The 22420-nt window shown below is 62.8% G+C and carries 25 protein-coding genes and 1 pseudogene; 17 read left to right on the top strand and 9 right to left on the bottom strand.

What is annotated here, in order from left to right; translation table 11 throughout:
- The first annotated feature begins 40 nt into the window (after window positions 1-40).
- A pseudogene (gene mqo, locus CB0205_RS14015) lies at window positions 41-1479 on the top strand (malate dehydrogenase (quinone)).
- Here mqo and serS read toward each other — a convergent pair.
- Window positions 1476-2756, bottom strand: coding sequence for a serine--tRNA ligase (gene serS, locus CB0205_RS0100185; protein WP_010312904.1), 1281 nt, complete (start codon window positions 2754-2756; stop codon window positions 1476-1478). The pseudogene mqo and the gene serS sit on opposite strands and share 4 nt — an antisense overlap.
- 43 nt (window positions 2757-2799) lie before the next feature.
- Complete coding sequence (locus CB0205_RS0100180) at window positions 2800-3078, bottom strand: NifU family protein (RefSeq protein WP_010312903.1); 279 nt, start codon at window positions 3076-3078, stop codon at window positions 2800-2802.
- An 87-nt stretch (window positions 3079-3165) separates the two neighbouring features.
- Between CB0205_RS0100180 and lepA the strand changes: the two genes are divergently transcribed.
- The 6 genes from lepA to CB0205_RS14010 are packed head-to-tail and all read left to right on the top strand — an operon-like array spanning window position 3166 to window position 7345.
- A complete protein-coding gene (gene lepA / locus CB0205_RS0100175) occupies window positions 3166-4974 on the top strand; it encodes a translation elongation factor 4 (protein ID WP_010312901.1) in 1809 nt (602 codons plus the stop codon).
- Window positions 4974-5558, top strand: a complete 585-nt coding sequence (locus tag CB0205_RS0100170; protein WP_010312900.1) for an alpha/beta hydrolase — start codon at window positions 4974-4976, stop codon at window positions 5556-5558. The genes lepA and CB0205_RS0100170 overlap by 1 nt, the downstream gene beginning before the upstream one ends.
- Before the next feature lie 38 nt (window positions 5559-5596).
- Window positions 5597-5992 (top strand): hypothetical protein, encoded by a 396-nt coding sequence (locus tag CB0205_RS0100165; RefSeq protein WP_010312898.1) that lies wholly within the window; start codon window positions 5597-5599, stop codon window positions 5990-5992.
- Window positions 5993-6382: a hypothetical protein gene (locus CB0205_RS0100160; RefSeq protein ID WP_010312895.1), complete on the top strand. Its 390-nt coding sequence runs from the start codon at window positions 5993-5995 to the stop codon at window positions 6380-6382.
- On the top strand, window positions 6382-6828 hold the full coding sequence (locus tag CB0205_RS0100155) for a GspH/FimT family pseudopilin (protein ID WP_010312893.1): 447 nt from the start codon (window positions 6382-6384) through the stop codon (window positions 6826-6828). Before CB0205_RS0100160 ends, CB0205_RS0100155 begins: the two co-directional genes overlap by 1 nt.
- Window positions 6815-7345: a prepilin-type N-terminal cleavage/methylation domain-containing protein gene (locus tag CB0205_RS14010; RefSeq protein ID WP_083797874.1), complete on the top strand. Its 531-nt coding sequence runs from the start codon at window positions 6815-6817 to the stop codon at window positions 7343-7345. Before CB0205_RS0100155 ends, CB0205_RS14010 begins: the two co-directional genes overlap by 14 nt.
- A gap of 236 nt (window positions 7346-7581) precedes the next feature.
- Here CB0205_RS14010 and CB0205_RS15130 read toward each other — a convergent pair whose 3' ends face one another.
- On the bottom strand, window positions 7582-8025 hold the full coding sequence (locus CB0205_RS15130; protein ID WP_071777912.1) for a type IV pilin protein: 444 nt from the start codon (window positions 8023-8025) through the stop codon (window positions 7582-7584).
- Window positions 8026-8142: 117 nt separating this feature from the next.
- Between CB0205_RS15130 and CB0205_RS0100140 the strand changes: the two genes are divergently transcribed.
- Window positions 8143-9012 carry an ABC transporter permease gene (locus CB0205_RS0100140; protein ID WP_010312890.1) on the top strand — a complete coding sequence of 290 codons (870 nt, stop codon included), beginning with the start codon at window positions 8143-8145 and terminating at the stop codon, window positions 9010-9012.
- A gap of 2 nt (window positions 9013-9014) precedes the next feature.
- Here CB0205_RS0100140 and CB0205_RS0100135 read toward each other — a convergent pair whose 3' ends face one another.
- From CB0205_RS0100135 to trmH, 3 genes are all read right to left on the bottom strand, one after another.
- Window positions 9015-9449, bottom strand: a complete 435-nt coding sequence (locus CB0205_RS0100135) for a TA system VapC family ribonuclease toxin (protein ID WP_010312889.1) — start codon at window positions 9447-9449, stop codon at window positions 9015-9017.
- On the bottom strand, window positions 9449-9688 hold the full coding sequence (locus tag CB0205_RS0100130; RefSeq protein ID WP_029625983.1) for a CopG family transcriptional regulator: 240 nt from the start codon (window positions 9686-9688) through the stop codon (window positions 9449-9451). The genes CB0205_RS0100135 and CB0205_RS0100130 overlap by 1 nt, the downstream gene beginning before the upstream one ends.
- Before the next feature lie 64 nt (window positions 9689-9752).
- Complete coding sequence (trmH, locus tag CB0205_RS0100125) at window positions 9753-10448, bottom strand: tRNA (guanosine(18)-2'-O)-methyltransferase TrmH (protein ID WP_029625982.1); 696 nt, start codon at window positions 10446-10448, stop codon at window positions 9753-9755.
- Between the two features lie 50 nt (window positions 10449-10498).
- Between trmH and CB0205_RS0100120 the strand changes: the two genes are divergently transcribed.
- Both CB0205_RS0100120 and CB0205_RS0100115 read left to right on the top strand, forming a co-directional pair.
- Window positions 10499-10831: an MGMT family protein gene (locus CB0205_RS0100120; RefSeq protein ID WP_010312883.1), complete on the top strand. Its 333-nt coding sequence runs from the start codon at window positions 10499-10501 to the stop codon at window positions 10829-10831.
- A complete protein-coding gene (locus tag CB0205_RS0100115; protein ID WP_010312882.1) occupies window positions 10828-12153 on the top strand; it encodes a 16S rRNA (cytosine(967)-C(5))-methyltransferase in 1326 nt (441 codons plus the stop codon). The genes CB0205_RS0100120 and CB0205_RS0100115 overlap by 4 nt, the downstream gene beginning before the upstream one ends.
- On the opposite strand, the gene CB0205_RS14000 is transcribed toward CB0205_RS0100115, so the two are convergent.
- The 3 genes from CB0205_RS14000 to CB0205_RS0100100 form a co-directional block, all read right to left on the bottom strand.
- Complete coding sequence (locus CB0205_RS14000; RefSeq protein ID WP_010312881.1) at window positions 12150-14234, bottom strand: transglycosylase domain-containing protein; 2085 nt, start codon at window positions 14232-14234, stop codon at window positions 12150-12152. The genes CB0205_RS0100115 and CB0205_RS14000 overlap by 4 nt on opposite strands.
- On the bottom strand, window positions 14231-15154 hold the full coding sequence (gene chlG, locus CB0205_RS0100105) for a chlorophyll synthase ChlG (protein ID WP_043705085.1): 924 nt from the start codon (window positions 15152-15154) through the stop codon (window positions 14231-14233). The genes CB0205_RS14000 and chlG overlap by 4 nt, the downstream gene beginning before the upstream one ends.
- 71 nt (window positions 15155-15225) lie before the next feature.
- A complete protein-coding gene (locus CB0205_RS0100100; protein WP_010312876.1) occupies window positions 15226-15438 on the bottom strand; it encodes a DUF2862 domain-containing protein in 213 nt (70 codons plus the stop codon).
- Window positions 15439-15492: 54 nt separating this feature from the next.
- Between CB0205_RS0100100 and hisF the strand changes: the two genes are divergently transcribed.
- The 7 genes from hisF (at window position 15493) to CB0205_RS15750 (ending at window position 21943) form a co-directional block, all read left to right on the top strand.
- Window positions 15493-16284, top strand: a complete 792-nt coding sequence (gene hisF / locus CB0205_RS0100095; RefSeq protein WP_010312871.1) for an imidazole glycerol phosphate synthase subunit HisF — start codon at window positions 15493-15495, stop codon at window positions 16282-16284.
- Window positions 16285-16323: 39 nt separating this feature from the next.
- On the top strand, window positions 16324-16641 hold the full coding sequence (locus CB0205_RS0100090) for a hypothetical protein (protein WP_010312867.1): 318 nt from the start codon (window positions 16324-16326) through the stop codon (window positions 16639-16641).
- A complete protein-coding gene (gene ubiE, locus CB0205_RS0100085) occupies window positions 16625-17359 on the top strand; it encodes a bifunctional demethylmenaquinone methyltransferase/2-methoxy-6-polyprenyl-1,4-benzoquinol methylase UbiE (protein ID WP_010312865.1) in 735 nt (244 codons plus the stop codon). Before CB0205_RS0100090 ends, ubiE begins: the two co-directional genes overlap by 17 nt.
- A gap of 47 nt (window positions 17360-17406) precedes the next feature.
- Complete coding sequence (locus CB0205_RS0100080) at window positions 17407-17655, top strand: hypothetical protein (protein WP_010312864.1); 249 nt, start codon at window positions 17407-17409, stop codon at window positions 17653-17655.
- Window positions 17652-18590 (top strand): hypothetical protein, encoded by a 939-nt coding sequence (locus CB0205_RS13995; protein WP_010312863.1) that lies wholly within the window; start codon window positions 17652-17654, stop codon window positions 18588-18590. The genes CB0205_RS0100080 and CB0205_RS13995 overlap by 4 nt, the downstream gene beginning before the upstream one ends.
- Window positions 18591-18743: 153 nt before the next feature.
- Window positions 18744-20261 (top strand): tyrosine-type recombinase/integrase, encoded by a 1518-nt coding sequence (locus CB0205_RS0100070; RefSeq protein WP_010312862.1) that lies wholly within the window; start codon window positions 18744-18746, stop codon window positions 20259-20261.
- A gap of 773 nt (window positions 20262-21034) precedes the next feature.
- Entirely contained in the window at window positions 21035-21943 is a 909-nt protein-coding gene (locus CB0205_RS15750; RefSeq protein ID WP_156797692.1) for a hypothetical protein, read from the top strand.
- The last annotated feature ends 477 nt before the right edge of the window (window positions 21944-22420 follow it).

Below are 22420 nucleotides of genomic sequence, written 5' to 3'. Positions count from 1 at the left end.
TAGCGTTGGTTGTTAGAGCGCCCCGCCCGACTCCGGCTCCATGAGTGAACGCTGTGATGCCCTCCTGGTGGGCGCTGGAATCATGGGCGCCACCCTGGCGAACCTGCTTCGGCAGCTCGATCCCAGCCTGAAGGTGGTGGTGCTGGAGCGGCTCCCGCAGCTGGGGCGCGAGAGCAGCGGGCCGATGAACAACGCCGGCACCGGCCACGCCGCCAACTGCGAGCTCAACTACACCCCAGAGGCGGCTGACGGCTCGGTCCCCACCGGCAAGGCTCTAGCGATCAATGCCTCCTTCGAACGCAGCCTGGAGTTCTGGAGTTCCCTGGTGGAGGGCCAGCAGCTCGGCGATCCTTCGGGGTTCATTCGCGCCGTGCCCCACCTGAGCTTTGTCTGGGGGCAGGCCAATGTCGATTACCTGCGCCGCCGATTTGAGGCCCTGCAGGGCTCGCCCCAGTTCGCCGACATGGCCTGGAGCAGCGACCCCGAGCAATTAAGGGAATGGATGCCCTTGGTGATGGCCGGCCGCCGCCTGGATCAACCCCTGGCCGCCACCCGGGTGACCCGCGGCACGGATGTGAACTTTGGCTCCCTGACCCGGGCACTGCTGAAGGGTGTGGACCTGCGCCTGGGGCAGCAGGTGCTGGGGCTCGAGCGTGGCGGGGCCGGTTGGCGCGTGCAGACCAGCGCAGGCGAGCTGGAGGCACCGTTTGTCTTTTTGGGGGCCGGGGCGGCAGCCTGCCGCTGCTGCAGCGTTCCGGGATTCCCGAGGCGCGGGTCTATGGCGCTTTCCCGGTCAGCGGCCAGTGGCTGGTCTGCCGCAACCCGGCAGTGATTGAGGGCCACAACGCCAAGGTCTATGGCAAGGCTGCGGTCGGGGCGCCGCCGATGTCCGTCCCCCACCTGGACACCCGCTGGATCGATGGCCAGCGGGCACTGCTCTTTGGTCCCTACGCCGGGTTCAGTACTCGCTTTTTGAGGCAGGGCTCCCTGATGGATCTGGGCCGCTCGATCAAGCCCTACAACCTGCTGCCGACCCTGCAGGTGGGGGCCAAGAACTTTGATCTGGTGCGCTACCTGGTGGGCCAGGTGATCCAGCGCCCGAAGCAGCGGATCGACAGTCTGCGGGACTTCCTGCCGCAGGTCAACGCCAATGACTGGGAGCTGGCGGTGGCGGGCCAGCGGGTGCAGATCATCAAGCAGGTGGATGGCCGCGGCAGCCTGCAGATGGGCACCGAGGTGGTGAGTAGCGCCGATAGCTCCCTGGCGGCCCTATTGGGCGCTTCCCCCGGGGCCTCGACGGCGGTGGACACGATGCTGGAGGTGCTGCAGCGCTGCATGGGCGAGCGCTTCGCCAGTGAGGCCTGGCAGCAGAAGCTCAAGGCCCTGATCCCCTCCTGGGGTGAGGAGCTGGGGGCCAGCGCCGAGCGCCTGGCCGAGATCCGGCAGCGCAGCAATGGGCTGCTGGGCCTGAGCGCCTAGGCCGCGGGAATGGTGTCTGAGCCGAAGTAGGGCACCAGGGCGGCGGGGAGCTTGATCGAACCGTCGATCTGCTGACCGTTCTCCAGCAGGGCGGCCATGGTGCGGCCGACGGCCAGGCCACTGCCGTTGAGGGTGTGCAGCAGCTGGGTGGTCTTACCCTCCTTGCAACGGATGGCGGAGCGGCGGGCCTGGAAGTCGCCGCAGACCGAGCAGCTGGAGATCTCGCGGTAGGCGCCGGCCCCCGGCAGCCAGACCTCGAGGTCGTAGGTGCGGGTGGCGGAGAAGCCCATGTCGCCGGTGCAGAGCTCGATCTTGCGGTAGGGCAGCTCCAGGGCTTCGAGCACCGCCTCGGCATCCGCGGTGATCTGTTGGTGGGCGTCCGCGGAGTGCTCCGGGTGGCAGAACCAGTAGAGCTCCACCTTGTTGAACTGGTGCAGGCGGATCAGGCCGCGGGTGTCCCGGCCATAGCTGCCGGCCTCCCGGCGGAAGCAGGGGGTGTAGGCGACGTACTTCAGCGGCAGCTGATCGGCGGGAATGACCTCGCCGCGGTGCAGGGAGGTGACGGGCACCTCGGCGGTGGGGGTAAGCCAGAGGTCGTCCTCGGCGCAGCGGAAGCTCTCCTCGGCGAACTTCGGCAGCTGGCCTGAGCCGGTGAGGCTGGCGCTGTTGACCAGGATCGGCGGCAGGACCTCCCGGTAGCCCTTGCCGCCGTGCAGGTCGAGCATGAAGTTGATCAGGGAGCGCTCGAGCCGGGCGCCCAGACCCATCAGGGTCACAAAGCGGCTCTGGGCGATGCGCACGGAGCGCTCGGTCTCAAACAGCCCCAGGCGCTCGGCGATCTGCCAGTGCTCCTCGAGCCAGTCCTCCTTGGCCCGGGGGCTGCCCCAGGTCTTGATCTCGACGTTGTCGTTCTCGTCCTTTCCGTCAGGGGCCTCGGCCGAGGGCAGGTTGGGCAGGGTCAGCAACTCCTCGCGCAGCTTGGCCTCGAGGGTTTTCTCTTGCTCCTCGAGGACCGCAACCTGTTGCTTGATCCGGTTGCCCTCATCGCGCAGGGCCTGCACCTCGGGGCTGCCCGGGGCGGCGCCGCCCTTGATCTTCAGGCCCACCTCCTTGCCGATGCGGTTGCCCTCGGCCTGGAGGTTGCTGCGTTTCTCTTCGAGATCGCGCTCCTGGCGCGCCATTAGCTGCAGGCCCGTGAGATCGAGCTTCATGCCGCGGCGTCCCAGCTGCTCGGTGATGAGCTCAGGGTTGTCGCGCAGCAGGCGCTGATCCAGCACGGGCCCAGGGTTCAGAGGTGGGCTTGAGCCTAGGGGCCGGGCCTCAGAGCACCTGAACGACTTCGCTGACTTCGGGAATGGCCTCGCGCAGCTTGCGCTCGATGCCCATCTTCAGGGTCATGGTGCTGCTGGGGCAGGAGCCGCAGGCGCCCTGCAGACGCACCTTGACGATCGGACCGTCGATTTCCACCACTTCCACGTTGCCGCCGTCGGCCATCAGATAAGGACGCAGCTCATCGAGGGTGCGCTCCACGTTCTCAATCGTGAGGGCGCGGGGATCGGCGTTTTCGGTGGCTGCTGCGGCTGGGGTTTCGGTGCTCATCGCGCTGAGACGGAGTTGCGCCGAGCTTAGGAACGCGGGACCGCTGCCTAGGATCAGGGCCGTCCGAGCCGGGACTTCCACCAGCGCATGACCGACGTCCCCGCTTCACGGATCCGCAATTTCTGCATCATTGCCCACATCGACCACGGCAAGTCGACCCTGGCCGATCGTCTGCTGCAGGACACCGGCACGGTGGCTGTCCGGGACATGCAGGAGCAGTTCCTGGACAACATGGAACTGGAGCGCGAGCGCGGGATCACGATCAAGCTCCAGGCCGCGCGCATGGAGTACAAGGCGGCCGACGGCGAGACCTACATCCTCAACCTGATCGACACTCCCGGTCACGTTGACTTCTCCTATGAGGTGAGCCGCTCCCTGCAGGCCTGCGAGGGGGCGCTGCTGGTGGTGGACGCCAGCCAGGGCGTCGAGGCGCAGACCTTGGCCAACGTCTATCTGGCCCTGGAGAACGACCTGGAGATCATCCCGGTCCTCAACAAGATCGACCTGCCCGGTGCCGACCCCGATCGGATCGGCGAAGAGATCGAGGCAATCATCGGCCTGGACTGCACCGGGGCGATCCCCTGCTCGGCCAAGAGTGGCCTGGGGGTTCCCGAGATCCTGCAGGCCGTGGTGGACCGCGTTCCGCCGCCGCCGGATCGGGTGAAGGAGCCCCTGCGGGCGCTGATCTTCGACTCCTATTACGACCCCTACCGCGGGGTGATCGTCTACTTCCGGGTGATCTCCGGCTCGATCAGCACCAAGGACAAGGTGCTGCTGATGGCCAGCAAGAAGACCTACGAACTCGATGAGGTGGGGGTGATGGCCCCCGACCAGCGCAAGGTCGACAGCCTGCAGGCCGGTGAGGTGGGTTACCTGGCGGCCTCGATCAAGGCTGTGGCCGATGCCCGCGTGGGCGACACGATCACCCTGGTGAACAACCCCGCCGAGGCGCCGCTGCCGGGTTACACCGAGGCCAAGCCGATGGTGTTCTGCGGCCTGTTCCCGACCGACGCTGACCAGTACCCGGATCTGCGCGAGGCCCTGGACAAGCTGCAGCTGAGTGATGCGGCCCTGAAGTACGAGCCCGAGACCAGCAGCGCGATGGGCTTTGGCTTCCGCTGCGGCTTCCTGGGTCTCCTGCACATGGAGATCGTCCAGGAGCGTCTGGAGCGCGAGTACAACCTCGATCTGATCGTCACCGCCCCATCGGTGATCTATCAGGTGAACATGCTCGACGGGCAGATCTTGATGGTCGACAACCCCGCGACGCTGCCGGATCCCCAGAAGCGCGAATCGATCGAAGAGCCCTACGTGAAGCTCGAGATCTATACGCCGAATACCTATAACGGCACCTTGATGGAGCTCTGCCAGGAGCGCCGCGGTGAGTTCATCGACATGAAGTTCATCACCACCGAGCGGGTGACCCTTCACTACGAGATGCCCCTGGCGGAGGTGGTGACGGACTTCTTCGATCAGATGAAGTCGCGCACCAAGGGCTACGCCTCGATGGAGTACTCCCTGATTGGCTACCGCAAGAACGATCTGGTGCGCCTGGACGTCCTGATCAATGCCGAGCGGGCCGACCCCCTGACGACGATCGTGCACCGTGACAAGGCCTACAACGTCGGCAAGGGCCTAGTGGAGAAGCTCAAGGAGTTGATCCCCCGCCAGCAGTTCAAAATCCCGATCCAGGCCTCGATTGGCAGCCGTGTGATCGCGTCGGAGAGCATCAGTGCGATGCGCAAGGACGTGCTCGCCAAGTGCTACGGCGGCGACATCTCCCGTAAGAAGAAACTGCTGCAGAAGCAGGCCAAGGGCAAAAAGCGGATGAAGGCGATGGGCAAGGTCGAGGTGCCCCAGGAGGCCTTCATGGCCGTGCTGAAGCTCAACCAGTGATGCGGCGCGTCTTGGCACTGGCGGCCCTGCTGGCTGCACCGGCGGCTCTGGCTCCAGCGATGGCGGCTCCTCTGGAGCCGTATCCCGCCCTACAGCTCACGACGGGAGCCGATGTCTGGAGCATTCCCTACGCGGCGCTTGAGCAGTTCATCAACGAGGGCAGCTTCAGCGACCAACGGCTGATGCAGCTGGTGATCCACTCCGGCTGGCCGGAGAAGGATCTGCGGGTGGCCCTGGCCAAGCCCTACAGCGTGGACTACCTGGCCCTTTCGCGCTTCCTCAATTCCAAGGCCGGCGAGGCCTTTTTGATCCAGCAGACCCAGGCCTACAAACCTTTGAAGGCCAGCGGCACGGTCGGGATCGAAGGCCTGCGCTACGCGATCCTCGAGAACGCCAAGTCCGGCACGATCTCGGCGATGGGGATCCTGAAGCAACTACCGGTGCCGATGGCCTTCAACCTCAGCGGTCCACCGATCGTGCGCTGCTCCTCGCTGCCCTGCGAGAAGCCGGAGCAGTGCCGCTCGGTGCTGAGCTGGTGGATCTTCCTGCCGGCCTGCCTCCAGGCCGCGGCGATGAACGGCTGAATCGGGGAATCCTCAGACCGTTGGTTTGAGGTGATCCAGTGAGGACAAGCCAAGACCAGGGCTTTGCCCTGCCCCTGGCGTTGATTGGCGCCCTGGCTGTTTTGCTCTCGGCGAGTTCAGCGTTGGCGATGGCGCTTGGGTCACGCCAGCAGTTGCAGTTGGAGCTTCAGCAGATTCAGGCCGTCGATGAGCTGGCCTCGGCTGCGCAGCAGTGGGCTCAGCGATTGCAGGGCCCCTGGAGCTGTCTGCGTGAGTATCCGGCTAGCAGCTGGAGCTCAGCTGGCTGTGGCGCATCGCCTCCCCCCACCTCGGTTGTGCTGAAGGATTGGCAACCGTCGGCTGCGGGCGGCGGTGAGTTTTGGCTGCAGCGTCAGGACGGAGGTCTGCAGCGTCGCTTCCTTTGGGGCCCCTCGGGGTTGAAGGAGCACAAGTAGATGCCGCTTCTTGAAGTGATGCTCTCCTGCATGATTTGGAGTGGGGCCTTGGCGGCGGGTCTGCAGCTCTGGGGCCGCGGCGCAAGTCAGCAGCAGAGCAACGCCCAGCAGAGCACGTTGATCCAGGAGATTGACCGTGATCGTTTGCGCTTGATCAAGCACTGGCGCTCCTTGCCGCCTCGCTCCTGCAGTGATGGAGACCAGCGCTTTCTTGAAGCGGTCGCCAAGGAGCAGCCCACGGCTCCTGGTCTTCGTCGTGTGCTGGAACTGAGCACCTCCGAACCGGGGCTCTGGGTGCGTTGGAGCAGCGCTGATGGGACGACGGTGTTGCGCGAACGCCTGGTGACCGCAGCAGGGCTGGGACTCTGCACGCAGGAGGAGCTGGCCTGATGACGCTGACGGAGTTGCTGCTGGGGCTGTCTCTGCTGGGCCTGATGGGCAGCGTTGGTCTGACTCAGGGATCCCAGGCTCTGGCGGATCAACGCTTGGAGCACGCCGCGCGGTTGCTGGATCAAGGGCTCCAGCGGGCACGGCGAGAGGCCCAGCGCCGCGGGGAACCCTGCGGTCTGCACTTGAGTGCGGCTGGCTGGCAAACACCCCAGACGGGGACCTTGCCGCCCTGCATGACGGTGCCGCTGGAGCTGCCGCAAGGCGTGAGGGTTGTCCACAACTTTCCTGCGCTGTTGCGCTTCACGGCCAACGGATTGGTGCTCGATGGGGGAACGGCGGTCCTCAGCGCAGGTGCCCACACAGTCCAGCGCTGTTTGGTGATGAGCCTGCCGTTGGGTATCACCCGCTTGGGTCAGATGCGATCGGGTCGCTGTGAAGCCAGTTAGGGGGCAAGCGGGCTTCTCGTTGCTGGAGCTCTTGTTGGCCTTGAGCTTGGGCTTGATCTTCAGTGCAGCAGCTCTGCAGGCACTGATGGCTGATGGTCAGCGCACCCAGCGCTTTGGCCAGCAGCTGCGCCAGCGCAGTGAACAGCGGCGCCTGTTGTCCTTGATCGAAAGCGATGCCTTGGAGGCCAGCGCCGTCTCAGCGGAGCCCGACCCCCAGCGCAGCCTCTGCTCTTTGGCCGGGCGGGATCCGGTGCTCCAGTTGACGACAACCGCCGGCGTGATCACCTACAGCGTGGGAGACCCGCCCAGCGGGATCTGGCAGGGACAGGTGGTGATGCGCTGCGGCCCGGCCTACGGCATCGATGGACGCTCGGCCGAGGGCTCTGCCCAGAACCGGGTGGTGCTCGATCAGCTGCCGGCGGGAGATGCGGAGGTGTTCAGGGCTCGCCTGGACAGTGCCTTGGGGGCGGTGGCCCTCCGGGTGATGGGTCAGGAGACGCTACTTGAGCTCCCGTGACCCTCAGCCGACGGGTAAGGGGGAAATAAGAGGTGGATTCTTGATCAATGCTTGGTCGAATTATTCAAGCTGATTGTTTTGGATCTTGTGCGTTATTAGGGTAAGGCTTCTGTTTTGTCGCCTCTAGACGCTTTAGTGAAATAAGCACCAGTAAGGACGTGGCCTTGCTAGTGCTTATAAGGCCATGTGGATAATATGATGCTTTTGCGCTTATGTGCGGTGGAGTTTGTTTGTTCTTAGCATAGGCCCTTTTTCTTGTCTAGTGTGTAGGCTCCCGTTGAGCTGTCTAGTTTTGCGATAATGCAAAAGCCGTCTTTTGTGGTTGGTGTGGCTTGTACTGTTGCGGCGTTGACCGTGATGGCTGAATAGCCATTGCAAGTAGTGGGTGGAGTGGTGTCTAGTTCCCCATTGCTGGTTCCTAATGCCGTGGCAAATGCGCTATTTTCCGCGAAAAATATTTGCTGTTCCTTTGCTAGTGCTGAGACTTGCGTTTCCGCACAGGCGGCTTTTGCCTTGTTCTGCTGGTTGAGGAAGCTCGGCAGTGCAATCGAGCTCAAGATGCCAACGATCACAACCACGATCATCAGCTCCACCAAGGTGAAGCCTTTTTCAAGTTGGGAATGTTGCTTTGGCTTGTTGGTCGCAAGTTGCAGTAGCAGGGGATTGGTCAGGCTTGACATGGCTTAACGAGGAGGACTCCTCGTGAGTGGTTTCCTCTGAATGGATTCCCGTTTTTGTTGCTGGATAGCCCTGCCCTGGGCGATCCTTCAGGCTGACTCAAGGTTTCAGCCCGCTTGATGCACTCCCTTCTGGCCTGGCGCCCGCAGAGCCTCGCTGCGCGGATGGCCCGCTGGGGGGTGGCGATTGTTCTGGCCTATGTCCTGGTGGCGCTGCTGACCCCAGTGCTGATTCACCTGGGGGTGCTGCCGGAGGTCAATGGCGGCCTGGAGAACCCGATCTATGCCCCGCCCTCCTGGCAGCACTGGTGCGGCACCGATCGCCTGGGCCGCGACGTCTGCAGCCGCACCCTGGCCGGCAGTGGCGTGGCCCTGCAGGTGGTGGTGGTGGCCCTGGTCTCGGCGCTGGTGATCGGCGTCCCCCTGGGGATGGTCAGCGGTTACCTCGGCGGCTGGCTGGATCGGGTCCTGGTGCTGCTGATGGACACGCTGTATACGCTGCCGGTCCTGTTGCTGTCGGTGGTGCTGGCCTTCCTGCTGGGCAAGGGCCTGCCCAATGCCGCTGCGGCCCTCTGCGTCGTCTACATCCCCCAGTACTTCCGGGTGGTGCGCAACCAGACTGCCCAGGTCAAGGCCGAGCTCTACGTCGAGGCCGCCCGTTCCCTCGGGGCCAGTCCCTGGTGGATCCTGCGCCGCTACCTCTTCCGTAACGTCATCACCTCGGTTCCGGTCCTGCTGACCCTGAACGCCGCCGATGCCGTGCTGGTGCTGGGCGGCCTGGGCTTCCTTGGACTGGGCCTGCCGGAGACCGTGCCGGAATGGGGCAGCGATCTACAGCAGGCCCTCAATGCTCTGCCCACCGGCGTCTGGTGGACGGCCCTCTATCCCGGGGTGGCGATGTTTGTGCTGGTGCTCGGCCTCTCGTTCCTGGGGGAGGGCCTGGAGAGTTGGCTCAGCGGCAGCAGCAACAACCTGCGCTCTGAGCAGTAGGGCTATGGGCGGATGAGCTCCAGTGCGTCTTGGCTGCCGTCCACCTTGATGCGCTTGTCCAAGGTCGCCAGCGTTCCACCGTGGTGTCTGGCCAGTGCCAGCAGATAGAGATCTGTGATCTGGGCGTAATCGATCAGGGCGGAACGGGCGATGAACCCTTGGCTCAGCAGGCTGGGATTGCTGTCCCAAAACTCATGCCCAGGGTGTTCCACCAAGCTGTCGAGGTGCGGCGCAATGGTTGGTGGCGGCCCTGGGGAGATGGGGTAGCGCGGATTGCCAAGGATGCGCAAGACAGCGTTTTGCGTCATCGCGCAGCTGGCCCACGGGGCGGCACCACGGTCCGCGAACCAGCCATGACAGAGCTCGTGGTGAACGTGGTGCGGATCCAGCAGCGCGATTAAGACATTGACGTCGAGGAGGGCTGTGGTGAGTCGCATCAGTCCTCCCTCAGGTTGTTCACCAGCTCAAGGTCCACCGGTGATCCATCCAGACGGCGTGGAATCAGCATCAGCCCATTGCGCTTGATTTGGGCGGGCTCTGGGTTCTGCCGGTTGGCTTGCGCTAATCCCTGGCGAGCCAGTTCGCTGATGACGCTGCCAATGGGTTGTTTGCGCTGTCGCGCCAGGACCTTGGCGGCAGCGAGGACGTCGTCATCGAGCGACAGAGTCGTGCGCATCTGATGCTTTGCATCAAGCATCACAACTCTATGGCGAACTTCGCTCAGGGTTCCCGCCGTTGGCTCAGTAGCGCAGCTTCAACGTGCGGGGGAGGTCCTCGGCGATCTCGCCCTCGTCGGTGAGGGCCGGGTAGGGGCGCCCTTCGCGGCGGCACCAGTCCGCCACCTGGGGGTAGGCCCACTCGAACAGGATCCGGCTGTACTCGCTTTCGCCTCCAGGAATTCCCTCGCCGTTGCTTGGGACCTTGCCGGCCCGCTGCCGCTGGCGCAGGGCTTCAAAGAGCAGGGTGGCCGCCGCCACGCTGACGTTGAGGCTCTGGACCATCCCGGTCATGGGAATGAAGAGCGGCTGATCCACCAGCGCCAGGGCCTCCTCGCTCATGCCCCATTTCTCGGCCCCCATCAGAAAACAGCTTGGGCCGGTGAAATCGCAGTCGCGGTAATCCACCGCATCGACGCTCAGGTGGGTCCCGTAGATCCGAAAACCCTTGTCCTTGAGCCCCTGCAGGCAGCCCTCGATGCTGGGGTGCGGATGCAGAGGCACCCATTTCTGACTGCCCTTGGCGGTGTTGTTGAAGGTGCGGGGCCGTCCGGGCAGGCTGACCACATGGGCCTCCAGGGCGCCGACGGCGTCGCAGGTGCGCAGGATCGCCGAGAGGTTGTGGGGCTTGTCCACCTGCTCCATCACCACCGTCAGATCGCCCATCCGGTGGTTCAGCACGGATTTCAGGCGCTCAAAGCGGCGGGGAAGCAGCGGCATTGGCTTGGCAGGGGCCAACATCCATCGTGTCTGATGGCCGTTCGCCGCCCATGGAGCGGAGCTTTGATCAGCGGGTCTGGCGGGCCGTTGCCCAGATCCCCCCGGGGCGGCTTGCCACCTATGGCCAGATCGCTGAACTGATCGGTGCCTATGGCCGCGCGCGGCAGGTGGGTTGGGCCCTGCGCCGCCTGACCCTGCCCTCGGAGATTCCCTGGCAACGGGTGGTGAATGCCAAGGGCTGCATCTCCCTCAGCCAGAGCCGAGAGGGCTCCGATTGGATGCAGCGGGATCTGCTGATCGCCGAGGGCATCCCTGTCGATGCCGACGGCCGGCTTCCCCTGGCCCAGTACCGCTGGTCACCGGGCGCTAGTTGTGGGGGATGAGCAGCGCACCCCCCGGATTGGCCTCCCGCCAGGTGGCATGGCAGGTGCTGCAGGCCGTGGCCGCCGGGGCCTATGCCGATGGGGCCCTCGAGCGGGAGCTGGGCCGGGTCTCGCTCTCGCCTCAGGACCGCGGTCTGGCGACGGAATTGGCCTACGGGGCGATCCGGCAGCGGCGCCTGCTGGATGCCTGGCTGGATCAACTGGGCAAGGTCCCGGCCGAGCGGCAGCCCCCGAAGCTGCGCTGGCTGCTGCACCTGGGTCTCTATCAGCTCTTAAGCAGTGATCGCATTCCCGCCTCAGCCGCCGTCAGCACCACCGTGGAGTTGGCCAAGCGCGGCGGCCTGAGCCGGCTGGCACCGGTGGTCAACGGCATGCTGCGGGCTTTCCTGCGCCGCCAGGAGGCCGGCGAGGCCCTGCCCCTGCCGGGTGATCCGGTGGCGGCCCTGGCCATTCGCCAGTCCCTGCCGGATTGGCTCGCGGCGGCGCTCTTGCAGTGGCAAACCCCGGAGCAGGCGGAGGCCTTCGCGCGGGCCAGCAACACGCCGCCGGCCCTGGACCTTCGGGTCAACGGCCTGCGCGCTACACCCGAGGCGGTTCAAGCGGCCCTGGCCGCGGCGGGGGTGGTGGCCGAACCGATCGAGGGTCTGCCGATGGGCTTGACCATCAAGGGCCGCTCCGGTGATCTGCGCCATCTGCCCGGCTACGACGAGGGGCACTGGTGCGTTCAGGACCGATCGGCTCAAACCATTGCGCCATTGCTCGATCCCAAGCCCGGTGAGCGGGTGCTGGATGCCTGCGCGGCCCCGGGGGGCAAGAGCACGCACTTGGCGGAACTCATGGGCGATCAAGGGCAGGTGCTGGCCCTCGATCGCGGCGAGGCGCGTCTGCGCCGGGTCGCCCGCAACAGCGACCGCCTGGGTTTGGGCTGCATTGAGACCCGACATGGGGACGCCGTGGAATTGGTCTCAGAAGCCCCTGAACTCCTGGGGCAATTTGATGCGCTCTTGATCGATGCCCCCTGCTCAGGTCTGGGAACCCTGGCTCGCCATGCCGACGCACGCTGGCGGATTGACCCGGCCGCGATTGAGGGGCTGGTGACACTGCAACGGCAGCTTCTGGAGGGATTGCTCCCCCTGCTCAAGCCCGCCGGTCGCCTGGTCTATGCCACCTGCACGGTCCATCCCGAGGAGAACGGCGACTTGCTGGAGGCGTTCCTCAAGGATCACCCACAGCTGCGCTTGGAGCAGAGCTTCCAGCTCTGGCCCGGGCAACTGGGTGGCGGGGGGGATGGCTTCTTCGCGGCGCGAATCGTTCGGACTTAAGGCGTTGGGGGCGCCTGCGGGGCCGGTGCACTGCGGAGGTTATCCAGCAGATCAAAGCGGCAGTCGACGTAGCGGGGGTTGGTCTGCATGCTTCCGCAGGGGTCCTGGCGTTTGGCCGGTCGGGCTGGAGCCGGCGTGCGCACGCTGGGTTGGCCTGGAGTCACCGGTGCCGTGGTCTCCTCCGTCGTCACCTCCTCAGTGGTTTCCTCCTCGTCCGGCTTGACCAGCTTGAGGTTTTTGGTGAGGGCCTTCAGTGGATTGAACTTGCCCTTGAGCACCGGTTTGGGCGGGAACTGCTCCACCGGCAGCTCCTTGAGGATCGGAGCCATGTATTCCGACCAGGCCACCACAGCGCGGGAACTGGTGCTCTTGGTCTCTTTGTTGTTGTCGTAGCCCAGCCAGAGGCCGGTGACGAGTTGGGGAACGCCGCCGATGAACCAGAGGTCTCGGCCCCCTTCTGAGGTGCCCGTCTTGCCGGCGGCCGGCCGGCCCGGGGGGACTGCGCCATAGCCGGTGCCGCCGCTGACGACCTTCTGCAGCATCCACAGCATCGCGTCGGCGATGTCGCTTGGGACCACGCGCTTTCCGGGATCACCGTTGACGCGTCGGCTCCAGAGCAGTTCACCGCCCGGGCCCAGGATCTCCTCCAAGGGCGTCGGCTTGATGTAGACGCCGCGGTTGAAGATGCCCGCATAGGCGGCCGTCATGTCCAGGATCGTCTGCTCGGTCGCGCCCACCCCCAGCGGGTAGAAGCGGCCCAGCTCCTTGGTGATTCCCAGGCTGTTGGCCGTGGCGATCACCTTGTCGAAGCCCACCTGCTTGAGCAGGCTGACCGAGACGGTGTTGAGCGAGTTCTGCAGTGCCACCCAGAGCGGCACGGTCCCGTAGTACTTGTTCTTGAAGTTCTTCGGGCAGTAGCCGCCGTAGCAAACCTGGCGGTCGGTGATCTTGTCCTCAGGCTTCATGCCCTCTTTCAGGGCCGTTAGGTAGACGAAGAGCTTGAACGTCGAGCCGGGGGAGCGCAGTGCTTGGGAGGCCCGGTTGAACTGGCTGGCGCTGAAGTCCTTGCCGCCCACCATCGAGCGAACCAATCCGGTGCCCGGCTCCATCGAGACGACCGCCCCTTCCATCGCCCCGGGGGCGTGGCGGTTAATCGTGCTTTGGGCCTTTTCCTGCCAGTCGATGTTCAAGCTGGTGCGAATGGTCAGGCCACCCACCTCGAGTTGCTCCTTGGAGAGCACGTTGGGCAGTTCCTGGGCTACCCAGCTGGTGAAGTAGGGGGCGCGGCTGGTGAAGTACTTCGGCTCCGCCGGCTTCAGCAACAGGGGTGAGCTGTTGGCACTCTCGAGCTGCAGGTCATCGATGAAGCCGGCCTCGCGCATGCGGCGCAGCACGATCGCCCGGCGCTGCAGGGCCAGGTCGGGATTGACCAGCGGTGAATAGATCGAGGGGGCCGGCGGTAGTCCGGCAATCAGGGCCGCCTCAGGCAGGTTCAGCTCGGAGGGCGTTTTGGAGAAGTAGATCCAGGCGGCATCCGAGACCCCGTAGGCACCGGCGCCCAGATAGACGTAGTTGAGGTACTGCTGAAGGATCTGCTCCTTGCTCAGCTGGCGCTCGAGCTTGCCGGCTAGCAGCGCTTCCTTGAGCTTGCGAATGATCGTGCGGTCCTGGCTGAGGAAGACCGTGCGCGCCAGCTGCTGGGTGATGGTGCTTGCACCCTCTTCGACTGAGCCGCTGGAGATGTTGCGCACCATCGCCCGGCTGATGCCGATGGGATCGATGCCGTCGTGTTGGTAGAAGCGTCGGTCCTCAGCGGCGATGAAGGCCCGCTGCACCAGCAGGGGCATCTGGCCGGTGACGAGCTTCTCGCGGGTCGCCGGACCGAGCTTTTGAATCACCTGGCCATCGCTGGCCAGCAGGGTCAAGGTGCCGGGGCGGTTGTAGCTGCTGACGCCACGCACATTCGGCAGCAGGCTGTCGACGCTGCGGGTGACGACGGCCTGGGTGAGCCCCACCGCCAGGCCGGCACCGGCTCCGACGAGACCGGCTGAGATCAGCTGCCGCCGGCGCCGCTGCTTCACATCACCACCAGGTCGCTGTGGCCGATGGCCAGAGCGGTGACGAGCATGCCGAGCACCAGGAAGGGCTGGGCGCTGGCTTGATACTTCACGTCAAAGGCCACCGGATCGCGCAGCAGCCAGATGTCCTGGAAGGTGATCTGAGGAACGATCAAGAGCACCAGCAGAACAGCAGCGAAATGTTGGCCGATGGCAATCAACACGGCCACCATCGCCAGCTGAAAAACATCGATCATTCCGGCGCTGATCCAGCTGGCCCTCTCGATGCCAAAGGCCACGGGGAGCGATTGCAGACCAAGGGCGCGATCTCCCTCGACGCTCTTGAAGTCGTTCACCACGGCAATGCCTAAACCCGCCAGGGAGTAGGCCAGGGTCAAGAACGCTGTGGTCCAGGTCAGGTGACCAAAAAGGGCCTGGCCGGCCCACCAGGGCAGGGCGATGTAGCTCGCGCCCAAGGCGTAGTTCCCCAGCCAGCCGTTCTGCTTGAGCTTCAGCGGGGGAGCCGAATAGATGTAACTGACAAACGAGCCGCCCAGAGCCAGGAGGAAGAGCACGGGGGTGTCGTGGTTTGCCCAACGATCTAGGCCGTAGGCCACGCCGAGTCCCGCCAGCAGGAGCACCCAGATCTGCGCCTTGACCTGCCAGAGGGGGATCGCTCCGGAGGGAATCGGCCGGTAGGGCTCGTTGATCGCGTCGATCTCGCGGTCGTAGTAGTCGTTGATGGTCTGGGTGAACCCAGCCAGCAGCGGGCCGCTCATCACCATGCAGGCGATCGAGGCACCGACCTCAGAGACGCTCCAGTGGAAGTTTCCTGAGGCCGCGGCTCCGCAGAGAACCCCCCAGATCAAAGGAATCCAGGTGACCGGCTTCATTAGCTGAAGTCGGATCTTCCAGATATTGGTGGTGCCGCTGGCACCTTTCATGCCCAGCAGTTGCCGGGCACCGCCACCAGTGGCGGCGGTGGGGTTGGGGGATTCGCTCACGAAAGGGGGCTTCAGGCGGCGGTGATTTCGTCGTCGAAGAACCAGGTGGTGGTGCCGTTGCTCAGCTCAACCACCACGCCGATGCCCTTGCCATCGGTGACCTTGAAGTCCTTGACGGTGCCGGTGGCATCGCTCTGCAGGGCGGAAACCAGGTCGGCGGGGATGCGATCGCGCACCCGGGTGACCCGCACCTTCGAGCCGACGGTGATGGCAGCCTGGGACATGTCCGGCGCGACGAAAAAGTGGCGCCAGGCTAACCCGCTGCAAGCCTTGCCCCCATGGTCGCCAAACGGATCATTCCCTGCCTGGATGTGGCCGACGGTCGGGTGGTGAAGGGGGTGAACTTTGTCGGCCTGCGCGATGCCGGTGATCCCGTGGAGTTGGCCTGCCGCTACAGCGCCTCCGGGGCCGATGAGTTGGTCTTTCTCGACATCGCTGCCAGCCACCAGGGGCGGGCCACCCTGGTGGATCTCGTGCGGCGCACTGCTGAGGCGGTGACGATCCCCTTCACCGTGGGTGGTGGGATCAGCTCTGTGGAGGGCATCACCGAACTGCTGCGGGCCGGGGCCGACAAGGTCAGCCTCAATTCCTCGGCCGTGCGGGACCCCGAGCTGGTGGCCCGTGGGGCTGAACGCTTTGGCTGCCAGTGCATCGTTGTGGCGATCGACGCCCGTCGCCGTGAGGACGGCTGGGACGTCTATGTCAAAGGTGGCCGCGAGAACACGGGGCTCGATGCGGTCGCCTGGGCGCGCCGCGTGGTGGAGCTGGGCGCCGGGGAGATTCTGTTGACCTCGATGGATGGGGATGGCACCCAGGCGGGCTACGAGCTGAACCTCACCCGGGTGGTCTCCGATGCAGTGGATGTGCCGGTGATTGCCAGCGGCGGCGCCGGCTGCATCGACCACATCGCCCAGGCCCTCGATACCTCACCAGCCGGTGGCCATGCCTCAGCCGCCCTGTTGGCGTCTCTGCTGCATGACGGGGTGCTGACGGTGGAGCAGATCAAGACCGACCTGCTCGGCCGGGGCTTGAACATTCGGCCGCTGGAGGCCGGGTCGCGCGCCGCTTAACCCGCCGTTACAATCCACTCAGCTTTCACCCTCCCACCAGTGCTGGCCCTCGATCAGAGCCATTCCCCAGTGCTGGCCGGAGCCATCGTGCTCGTGGTGATCGTGATGGTGGCCTGGGCGCTGCAACTCATGCAGGCCGCCAGTGATCGCAAGGAATTCTCCTTGATGTTGGCGGGCTGCATGGTCTGTTCAGCTGCCATTGGTCTGGCCACGGTGATGGTCATGACCTTCACCAGTGCTGAGCGTCTGGAGGCCCAGGGCTATCTCTCGGCCCTTGCAACGAACCAGTCCGAATTAATGGCGGCGGGTGTCAGTCTCGACTCGATCTCGCTGCCTTGGGATGCCGCCGAGCCCTGAGCCCTTCGCTGCCATCCCGCCCGGCAATCCAGAGGCGGTGCGCGAGTTGTTCGATCGGATCGCTCCGCAATACGACCGGTTGAATGATCTGCTGAGCCTGGGGTTGCATCGCCTCTGGAAGCGTCAGGCCGTGGCTTGGCTTCAGCCAGCCCCGGGTCAGCGCTTGCTGGACCTCTGCTGCGGGACGGGGGATCTCGCTCTGCTGCTGGCCGAGAAGGTGCGCCCGGCGGGCTTGGTTTTGGGATTGGACGCGGCGGCGGCGCCCCTGGAGCAGGCCCGGCGCCGGGCCTGCCGTTGCCCCTGGCTGCCCCTGGAGTTTCGCCAGGCCGATGCCCAGGCCACTGAGCTGGCCGACGCCTGGGCGGATGGGGCTGTGATGGCCTACGGCCTGCGCAACCTGGCGGATCCCGCCGCTGGTCTCCAGGAACTTCGGCGCTTGCTCCGTCCCGGTGCTCGCGCTGCTGTACTCGATTTCAACCGCGCCCTGAATCCCCAGGGACTGACGGCCCAGTTCCAGCGCTTGTACCTGCGCCAGTTGGTGGTTCCCCTGGCGAAACGCGCTGGCCTGGAGGCCCAGTACGCCTACCTGGAGGACAGCCTGGCGCGTTTCCCCACTGGACCCCAGCAGGAGCGCTTGGCCATCGAGGCGGGCTTCAGCCACGCGCGGCATCAGCTCCTGGCCGGCGGCCAGATGGGGCTGCTGCAACTGATCGCCTGAACCGGCTGGGATCACTAGCCTTTGGCCATCAATCCACCGCGGATTCCATGAGCAAGGCACGGGACATGATCAACGCCCACCTCTTTCCAGTGCTGGCCCTGATTGCCACGGCCAGTTCGGTGTCGATCGCCCTGTCCCTTGGTGCGATTGGCGGGCAATCGGTGCGTTGGAACAAGTGCTTCAACACCTCGCTGGAGTGGTACCAGCGCAATCAACCGAGCCTGAGCCTGGATGAACAGAAGGCCTGGTCCGCGCGCTTCTGCAATGGCGGTGCCTTGGTGAAGCCGACCCCTTGAGCTTGCCCCTCGAGCGCTGCAGGGAGATTGCTGGGTTTGAGGCCCTGGTCATCGCCTTGGGCTACAGCTCGTTGGAGCAGTGGATCGCCAGTTGGAGCGCCAGAGGTGGCCTGAGGATTGCCCAGGAGCTCTGGCCCCCCGGCGTTGATCCGGCCTGGATCGCTGCGGTGGGTTTGCCGCTGTTGGATCAGCTCCAGCGGCTGGATCGCGGCGCAGAGCCTTCCCTCCTGGGCCTGGCGGCGATGCCGGGTTGCGGCAAAACCACCCTCTGTGCCTGGCTCAAGCGGGCAGCGGCCTCCCAGGGCCTGGCCGTTGAGGTGGTGTCCCTCGATGACTTCTATTTCGAGGGGCAAGCGCTGGACGCGGCGATGCGGGGCAACCCTTGGCGGGCGCCCAGGGGCATACCCGGTAGCCATGACGTGGAGCTCCTGCAGCACTGCCTGCGCCAGTGGCGCAGCGACGGTGCGTTTGATTCCCCCGTCTTTGACAAGGCCCTGCGGCAGGGCCGTGGGGATCGCGCCGGCTGGAGAGCGCTGAAGGCCGATCTGCTGATCCTGGAGGGCTGGTTTGTCGGGGCGGGTCCCTGGCCGGCGAGCGAGCCTGATCTGATGTCCCTGGCTCCCGGAGAATCGGCCTACCGGCCAGTGATTCAGCGGAACCTCGCCCCCTACCAAGCGCTCTGGCGCGAGCTCGATTGTCTCTGGCAGCTCAGGCCCACAGCCCTCTCCCATGTGATGGCCTGGAAGCGCCAGCAGAACCAGACCCAGCAGCAACAGACGGGTGCTGGCCTGAGTGATCCAGAGCTCGAGGCGATGACGCGCAGTCTTCAGGTCTGCATGCCGGAAGCGGCACTGGTGGCTGGCCGCTCACCCGATGTGGTGCTGCAGGTGACTGCCCAGCGCGGGCTGCAGGCGGTCGAGCTGGCGGGCGGTTAGCGACAATCCCCCAAGGCATCCCTGCCCACCCAGTCGCCACAGCATCCGTGCACTTCCAGGACATCATCTAACTGGTGAGTTGTGGAAAGGAATCTCCGGGGTCAACCCAACTCATTCCAACCGTTCTAGGCTTGAACCCAACTTTTTTGGGTCATGCCTCGCCTTCGTCTTGATGCTGACGGAAAGCAGCTCAGGCATCAAGTCCTGGGCGGTCGAGCGCAGATCGTCCAGTACGAACTGAAGCCTGGTGTGTGGGTTTACAGGCAGCTGATTCAAGGCACCAAGCGATACATCAGCCGTCAGCTCACCGCCTCGACCCAGGAAGGCGCTCTGAGAGAAGCAGAGGACCTGTTCCTGGCCTTCCAGCAGGAGATCGACCTGAGCACAGGTCAGAAGGCGCTTGCCACGTATCCGATCAGCGATCTGTTGAAAGCCTGGGTCAAGGTCAAAGAAGAGAGGCAGGCCACTGGTCAGCTCAGTGAGAGCGCGGTCAGGGGAGCTACTTCCCATCTGCTTGGTGCTGTTCGGATCTACCTCCTGAACCACAAGCGACTCACAAGCATCGGGGAGATCAAGCGGGACACCTTCCTTGACTACGCCAACTGGCGGATGACAGAGGGGTGGAAGCAGATCACGGCCACTGGGGAGCGAAAGCCTCCAAAGGAATCCACGGTCAAGCGAGATCTGGTCCATGTGAAGGACTGGTTCCAGAACTTCTTGATCCCCCGTGGGTATGTGGAGAGCCTTCCCACGATCCCCAAACTCGTCACCCGTCAGGACCAGCTGGATGCCAACCCTCCAATCCCCCTAGACCCTGATTGGCGGCTCATCTATCAGCACTTGGAGCGCTGGTCAAAAGCTGGAGAGGAGTTCGGTAACCCTCGCGTTGGCTATTGGCGGCACCTGTTCCGTCACTTCGTACTGATCTCCTACAACGCTGGCACTCGGCCGACAGAGCTGCTCGGAAAGATCGAGAAGCGTCGGAAGTACGAGATGGACGGGTCGATCACCATCAAGGAGGTGCTGCTTGGTGGTCTGCGCTGGGATGACGTGAAGGTTGAGATGGCGGATCACTTAACCGAGTCCGGTAAGACCTTTGAGTTCCCTGAGGCAACCCTCCACATCCGATACACCAAGACCGGTGTTCCACGAGACGTTCCCTGCAACACTGGAAACTTCTTCATCCGTTGGCGTCAGTTCTGTGATGAGTACAGACGCAAGCACTCACTCCCTGCTTTGACTCAGACGGATTACGTATTCTTTAACCCTTACACAGGGAAGCCATACACCTACACCCAGTTTCATGAGACCTGGAAGCAGATGCGCCAGGAGCTGGGGAGTCAGCTCACTCCAACAAGAGGAGAGAAGGACTACACCATTTACTCGCTGCGCTCCTCATACATCACAAATCAGATTGAGGAAGGCAAGGACATTTACTTGGTCAAGCAGTTGACAGGTCATAGTCTGGAAATCTTGATTCGTCATTACGACAGAAGCGATGTGAAGAAGCGCCGTGCAGAAGCAACCGCAAGGACTTATTCACGCAAACGCTCACAACAGCGGGAGATTGACTTGAACAATCTGGATTCTCAGAACTCATCTGCTGCAGGAATCACATGGACAGTTCAGACCCTGAAGAAAGCAAAGTCACAAGTCAGCTCAAATCGATAAGCCTCTGAGTGAAACCTCTCGCACTCATCAGCAAACCCTTCCCCAGACCCTCCAGAATCCCCCACAAGCACCTTCAAAGGCGTAAAGAGTGGAAAGCATCTATCAGGCTTAGATGAGTCCTCTCAGGCGCATCTGGCCGCCTCTCCGTGCGCCTATCTGGGTTTGGTTGTGATAAGGGGTGTTTACAGGGAGAACCGGTCAGGGGCGTATACAGGGAGATCTGGTCCCCGCCTTATAAAGGAAGAAGCGGCATGGGACGATTATAGGGAGAACCGGTCCCGGCCGTATACAGGGAGAAGCGGTCAGGGGTGTATACAGGGAGAGGCGATAAGGGGCGTATACAGGGAAAAAGAGACACACAAGGAATTGTGCTCGTCACTATCGACAAGGAAAAGTCGTTAAAACCCTTCGATTGGAATCGAAGTTAAAGAAAGGAGTGACTCTGAATGCCAACCAGCTTTGGTTGGAGTAAGTCGTCATTCGCGCCGTTGGACGCCAGGGAGAGCAGAGCTTCAGGCACTCTGCAGTAGTACCCGTTATCCAACCCCGTTAGACCGACGCGAGTAACACAGCGGCGGCACCATGAACTCAGGTGAAATCCATCATTTGATGGAGGACGTGTTCGTGTTTCGGAGTAAGTGCTACAGGCGGAGCCTACGGTAACACTTCCCAAACCGAATCTAGGTGAATACCTATAGAGGTACGAATCACCACGCATCATTTTCGCCGTCTACCAGGACAAGGGACCAGTAGGCGGTGCAAAAGTTTCAACGTTGAAAAAAATGGACCTATCAAAACTTATTAATCCAATACGTGAAGATGGCGGGATTGACCATCGTTATTCAGGCTTGGCAAAGCAAATTGTTGAGCTGGCTGGCAGTGAATGCATCAAGGACCTTGCAAGCTTCTATCAATACACTAATGACGCAGAAGCACGCTTTGAAAAAGCAGGCCTAACACTGGTTAGCTCCTTCTTCCAAATCGAGATGGAGCGTTGGCAACAAAACAGCTTTAAGAAACGATTGCGTGAGTGTCTTGAGGAAATAGGTTTTCGACCATCCAAGATTACAAAGCTGCTCACTGCAGGAGAGTTTGTCGCGGGTCAACTAAAAGATCAGTCAAAGTGTTCATCCTGGGAATGGTTTGACTGTCAAGATGCTGCAAATGATTACAGAGATCAGTCAATTAAGTATCTCTACAGTCATGGCGTAACAGCCTTGTATCACCTTGCGCGTATGAATTGGAAAGGTCAGGTCAAGGCACGTAATAGTTATGACTATGACCTGGGTAAGCCACTATCCGTTCGAGAGCTTGAGAAACTTCAGCGACAGCACCCAGCAGACAACAGAGGTCAACAGGGTCGCAGAGGACGGAGTCAACCAAGAACTAATCAGACAGTGAACCCAACGCTTCCGCCGGGTTCTGAATCAGCAGCTCCTGGTGTCGAAACCACAGGAATAACTGACTTAGTACATCTCGACCCAGCGATAGACAGCCGTGAAGCCACCACAACTGAACTAGTAGAACAGCTGGTCTCCTTAGTCAAAGCCATTGATTGGTCAACGATCAAGGATCACCAAGAAGCAATGGATAACCTCAGTTCCGTTGAGTACACATGGTCTCAGATCAGTGAGGCTGTTGACGACTGGAAGTACTTACCTCTCACACTCACTCATACGTAGCATGACAACCAGATGAACAACAACACAAAACAACTAACAGCACTTCAACAACTAGAACTAATGCACCAAGCAGAACCCCCTCTTCCAAAGCCACCAGCCAAAGACATCATCCTGTCAAAGCAGGCCAAAGGGTTTGCTGTCTACGAGGTTCGTGGGGGTGTCACTACACGCCTCCCTGACGAAGAGCGATGGAGTGATGAAAGTGACTGCTAACGATCAACTACGAATCAAAGGCCAGAAGAAGGTCTCAGCAAGGGAGACCTTACGGATACCACGCGAGAGAGGAGAAGGTAAGGCTAAGCAAATGTCGAAAGACCCAGCTCAGTCACTGTTGATGGGTAGGAGGAGAGCAGTTACTTAAAAAGGTTGCCCATAAAGCACTTCTCCTCATCCTTGAAGATCTTCTGGAATTGCTCTTCATGGATCTTGGCATCCTCTGGGGGAAGCTTGTCCCGAAAGTTTTGGATCCAATGGTCT

Source organism: Synechococcus sp. CB0205, from assembly GCF_000179255.1.
Lineage (GTDB): Bacteria > Cyanobacteriota > Cyanobacteriia > PCC-6307 > Cyanobiaceae > Vulcanococcus.
Note: the sequence above shows the minus strand (reverse complement) of the source record. Positions and strands in the feature narration are given on the sequence as shown.

Bases quoted from the DNA above. Each gene is read 5' to 3' on its own strand.
- CB0205_RS0100180 (WP_010312903.1), bottom strand. From the start codon at position 3,078: ATGAGCACCGAAACCCCAGCCGCAGCAGCCACCGAAAACGCCGATCCC.
- lepA (WP_010312901.1), top strand. From the start codon at position 3,166: ATGACCGACGTCCCCGCTTCACGGATCCGCAATTTCTGCATCATTGCC.
- CB0205_RS0100170 (WP_010312900.1), top strand. From the start codon at position 4,974: ATGCGGCGCGTCTTGGCACTGGCGGCCCTGCTGGCTGCACCGGCGGCT.
- CB0205_RS0100160 (WP_010312895.1), top strand. From the start codon at position 5,993: ATGCCGCTTCTTGAAGTGATGCTCTCCTGCATGATTTGGAGTGGGGCC.
- CB0205_RS0100155 (WP_010312893.1), top strand. From the start codon at position 6,382: ATGACGCTGACGGAGTTGCTGCTGGGGCTGTCTCTGCTGGGCCTGATG.
- CB0205_RS15130 (WP_071777912.1), bottom strand. From the start codon at position 8,025: ATGTCAAGCCTGACCAATCCCCTGCTACTGCAACTTGCGACCAACAAG.
- CB0205_RS0100140 (WP_010312890.1), top strand. From the start codon at position 8,143: ATGCACTCCCTTCTGGCCTGGCGCCCGCAGAGCCTCGCTGCGCGGATG.
- CB0205_RS0100135 (WP_010312889.1), bottom strand. From the start codon at position 9,449: ATGCGACTCACCACAGCCCTCCTCGACGTCAATGTCTTAATCGCGCTG.
- CB0205_RS0100130 (WP_029625983.1), bottom strand. From the start codon at position 9,688: ATGCGCACGACTCTGTCGCTCGATGACGACGTCCTCGCTGCCGCCAAG.
- trmH (WP_029625982.1), bottom strand. From the start codon at position 10,448: ATGCCGCTGCTTCCCCGCCGCTTTGAGCGCCTGAAATCCGTGCTGAAC.
- CB0205_RS0100120 (WP_010312883.1), top strand. From the start codon at position 10,499: ATGGAGCGGAGCTTTGATCAGCGGGTCTGGCGGGCCGTTGCCCAGATC.
- CB0205_RS0100115 (WP_010312882.1), top strand. From the start codon at position 10,828: ATGAGCAGCGCACCCCCCGGATTGGCCTCCCGCCAGGTGGCATGGCAG.
- chlG (WP_043705085.1), bottom strand. From the start codon at position 15,154: ATGAAAGGTGCCAGCGGCACCACCAATATCTGGAAGATCCGACTTCAG.
- CB0205_RS0100100 (WP_010312876.1), bottom strand. From the start codon at position 15,438: ATGTCCCAGGCTGCCATCACCGTCGGCTCGAAGGTGCGGGTCACCCGG.
- hisF (WP_010312871.1), top strand. From the start codon at position 15,493: ATGGTCGCCAAACGGATCATTCCCTGCCTGGATGTGGCCGACGGTCGG.
- ubiE (WP_010312865.1), top strand. From the start codon at position 16,625: ATGCCGCCGAGCCCTGAGCCCTTCGCTGCCATCCCGCCCGGCAATCCA.
- CB0205_RS0100080 (WP_010312864.1), top strand. From the start codon at position 17,407: ATGAGCAAGGCACGGGACATGATCAACGCCCACCTCTTTCCAGTGCTG.
- CB0205_RS0100070 (WP_010312862.1), top strand. From the start codon at position 18,744: ATGCCTCGCCTTCGTCTTGATGCTGACGGAAAGCAGCTCAGGCATCAA.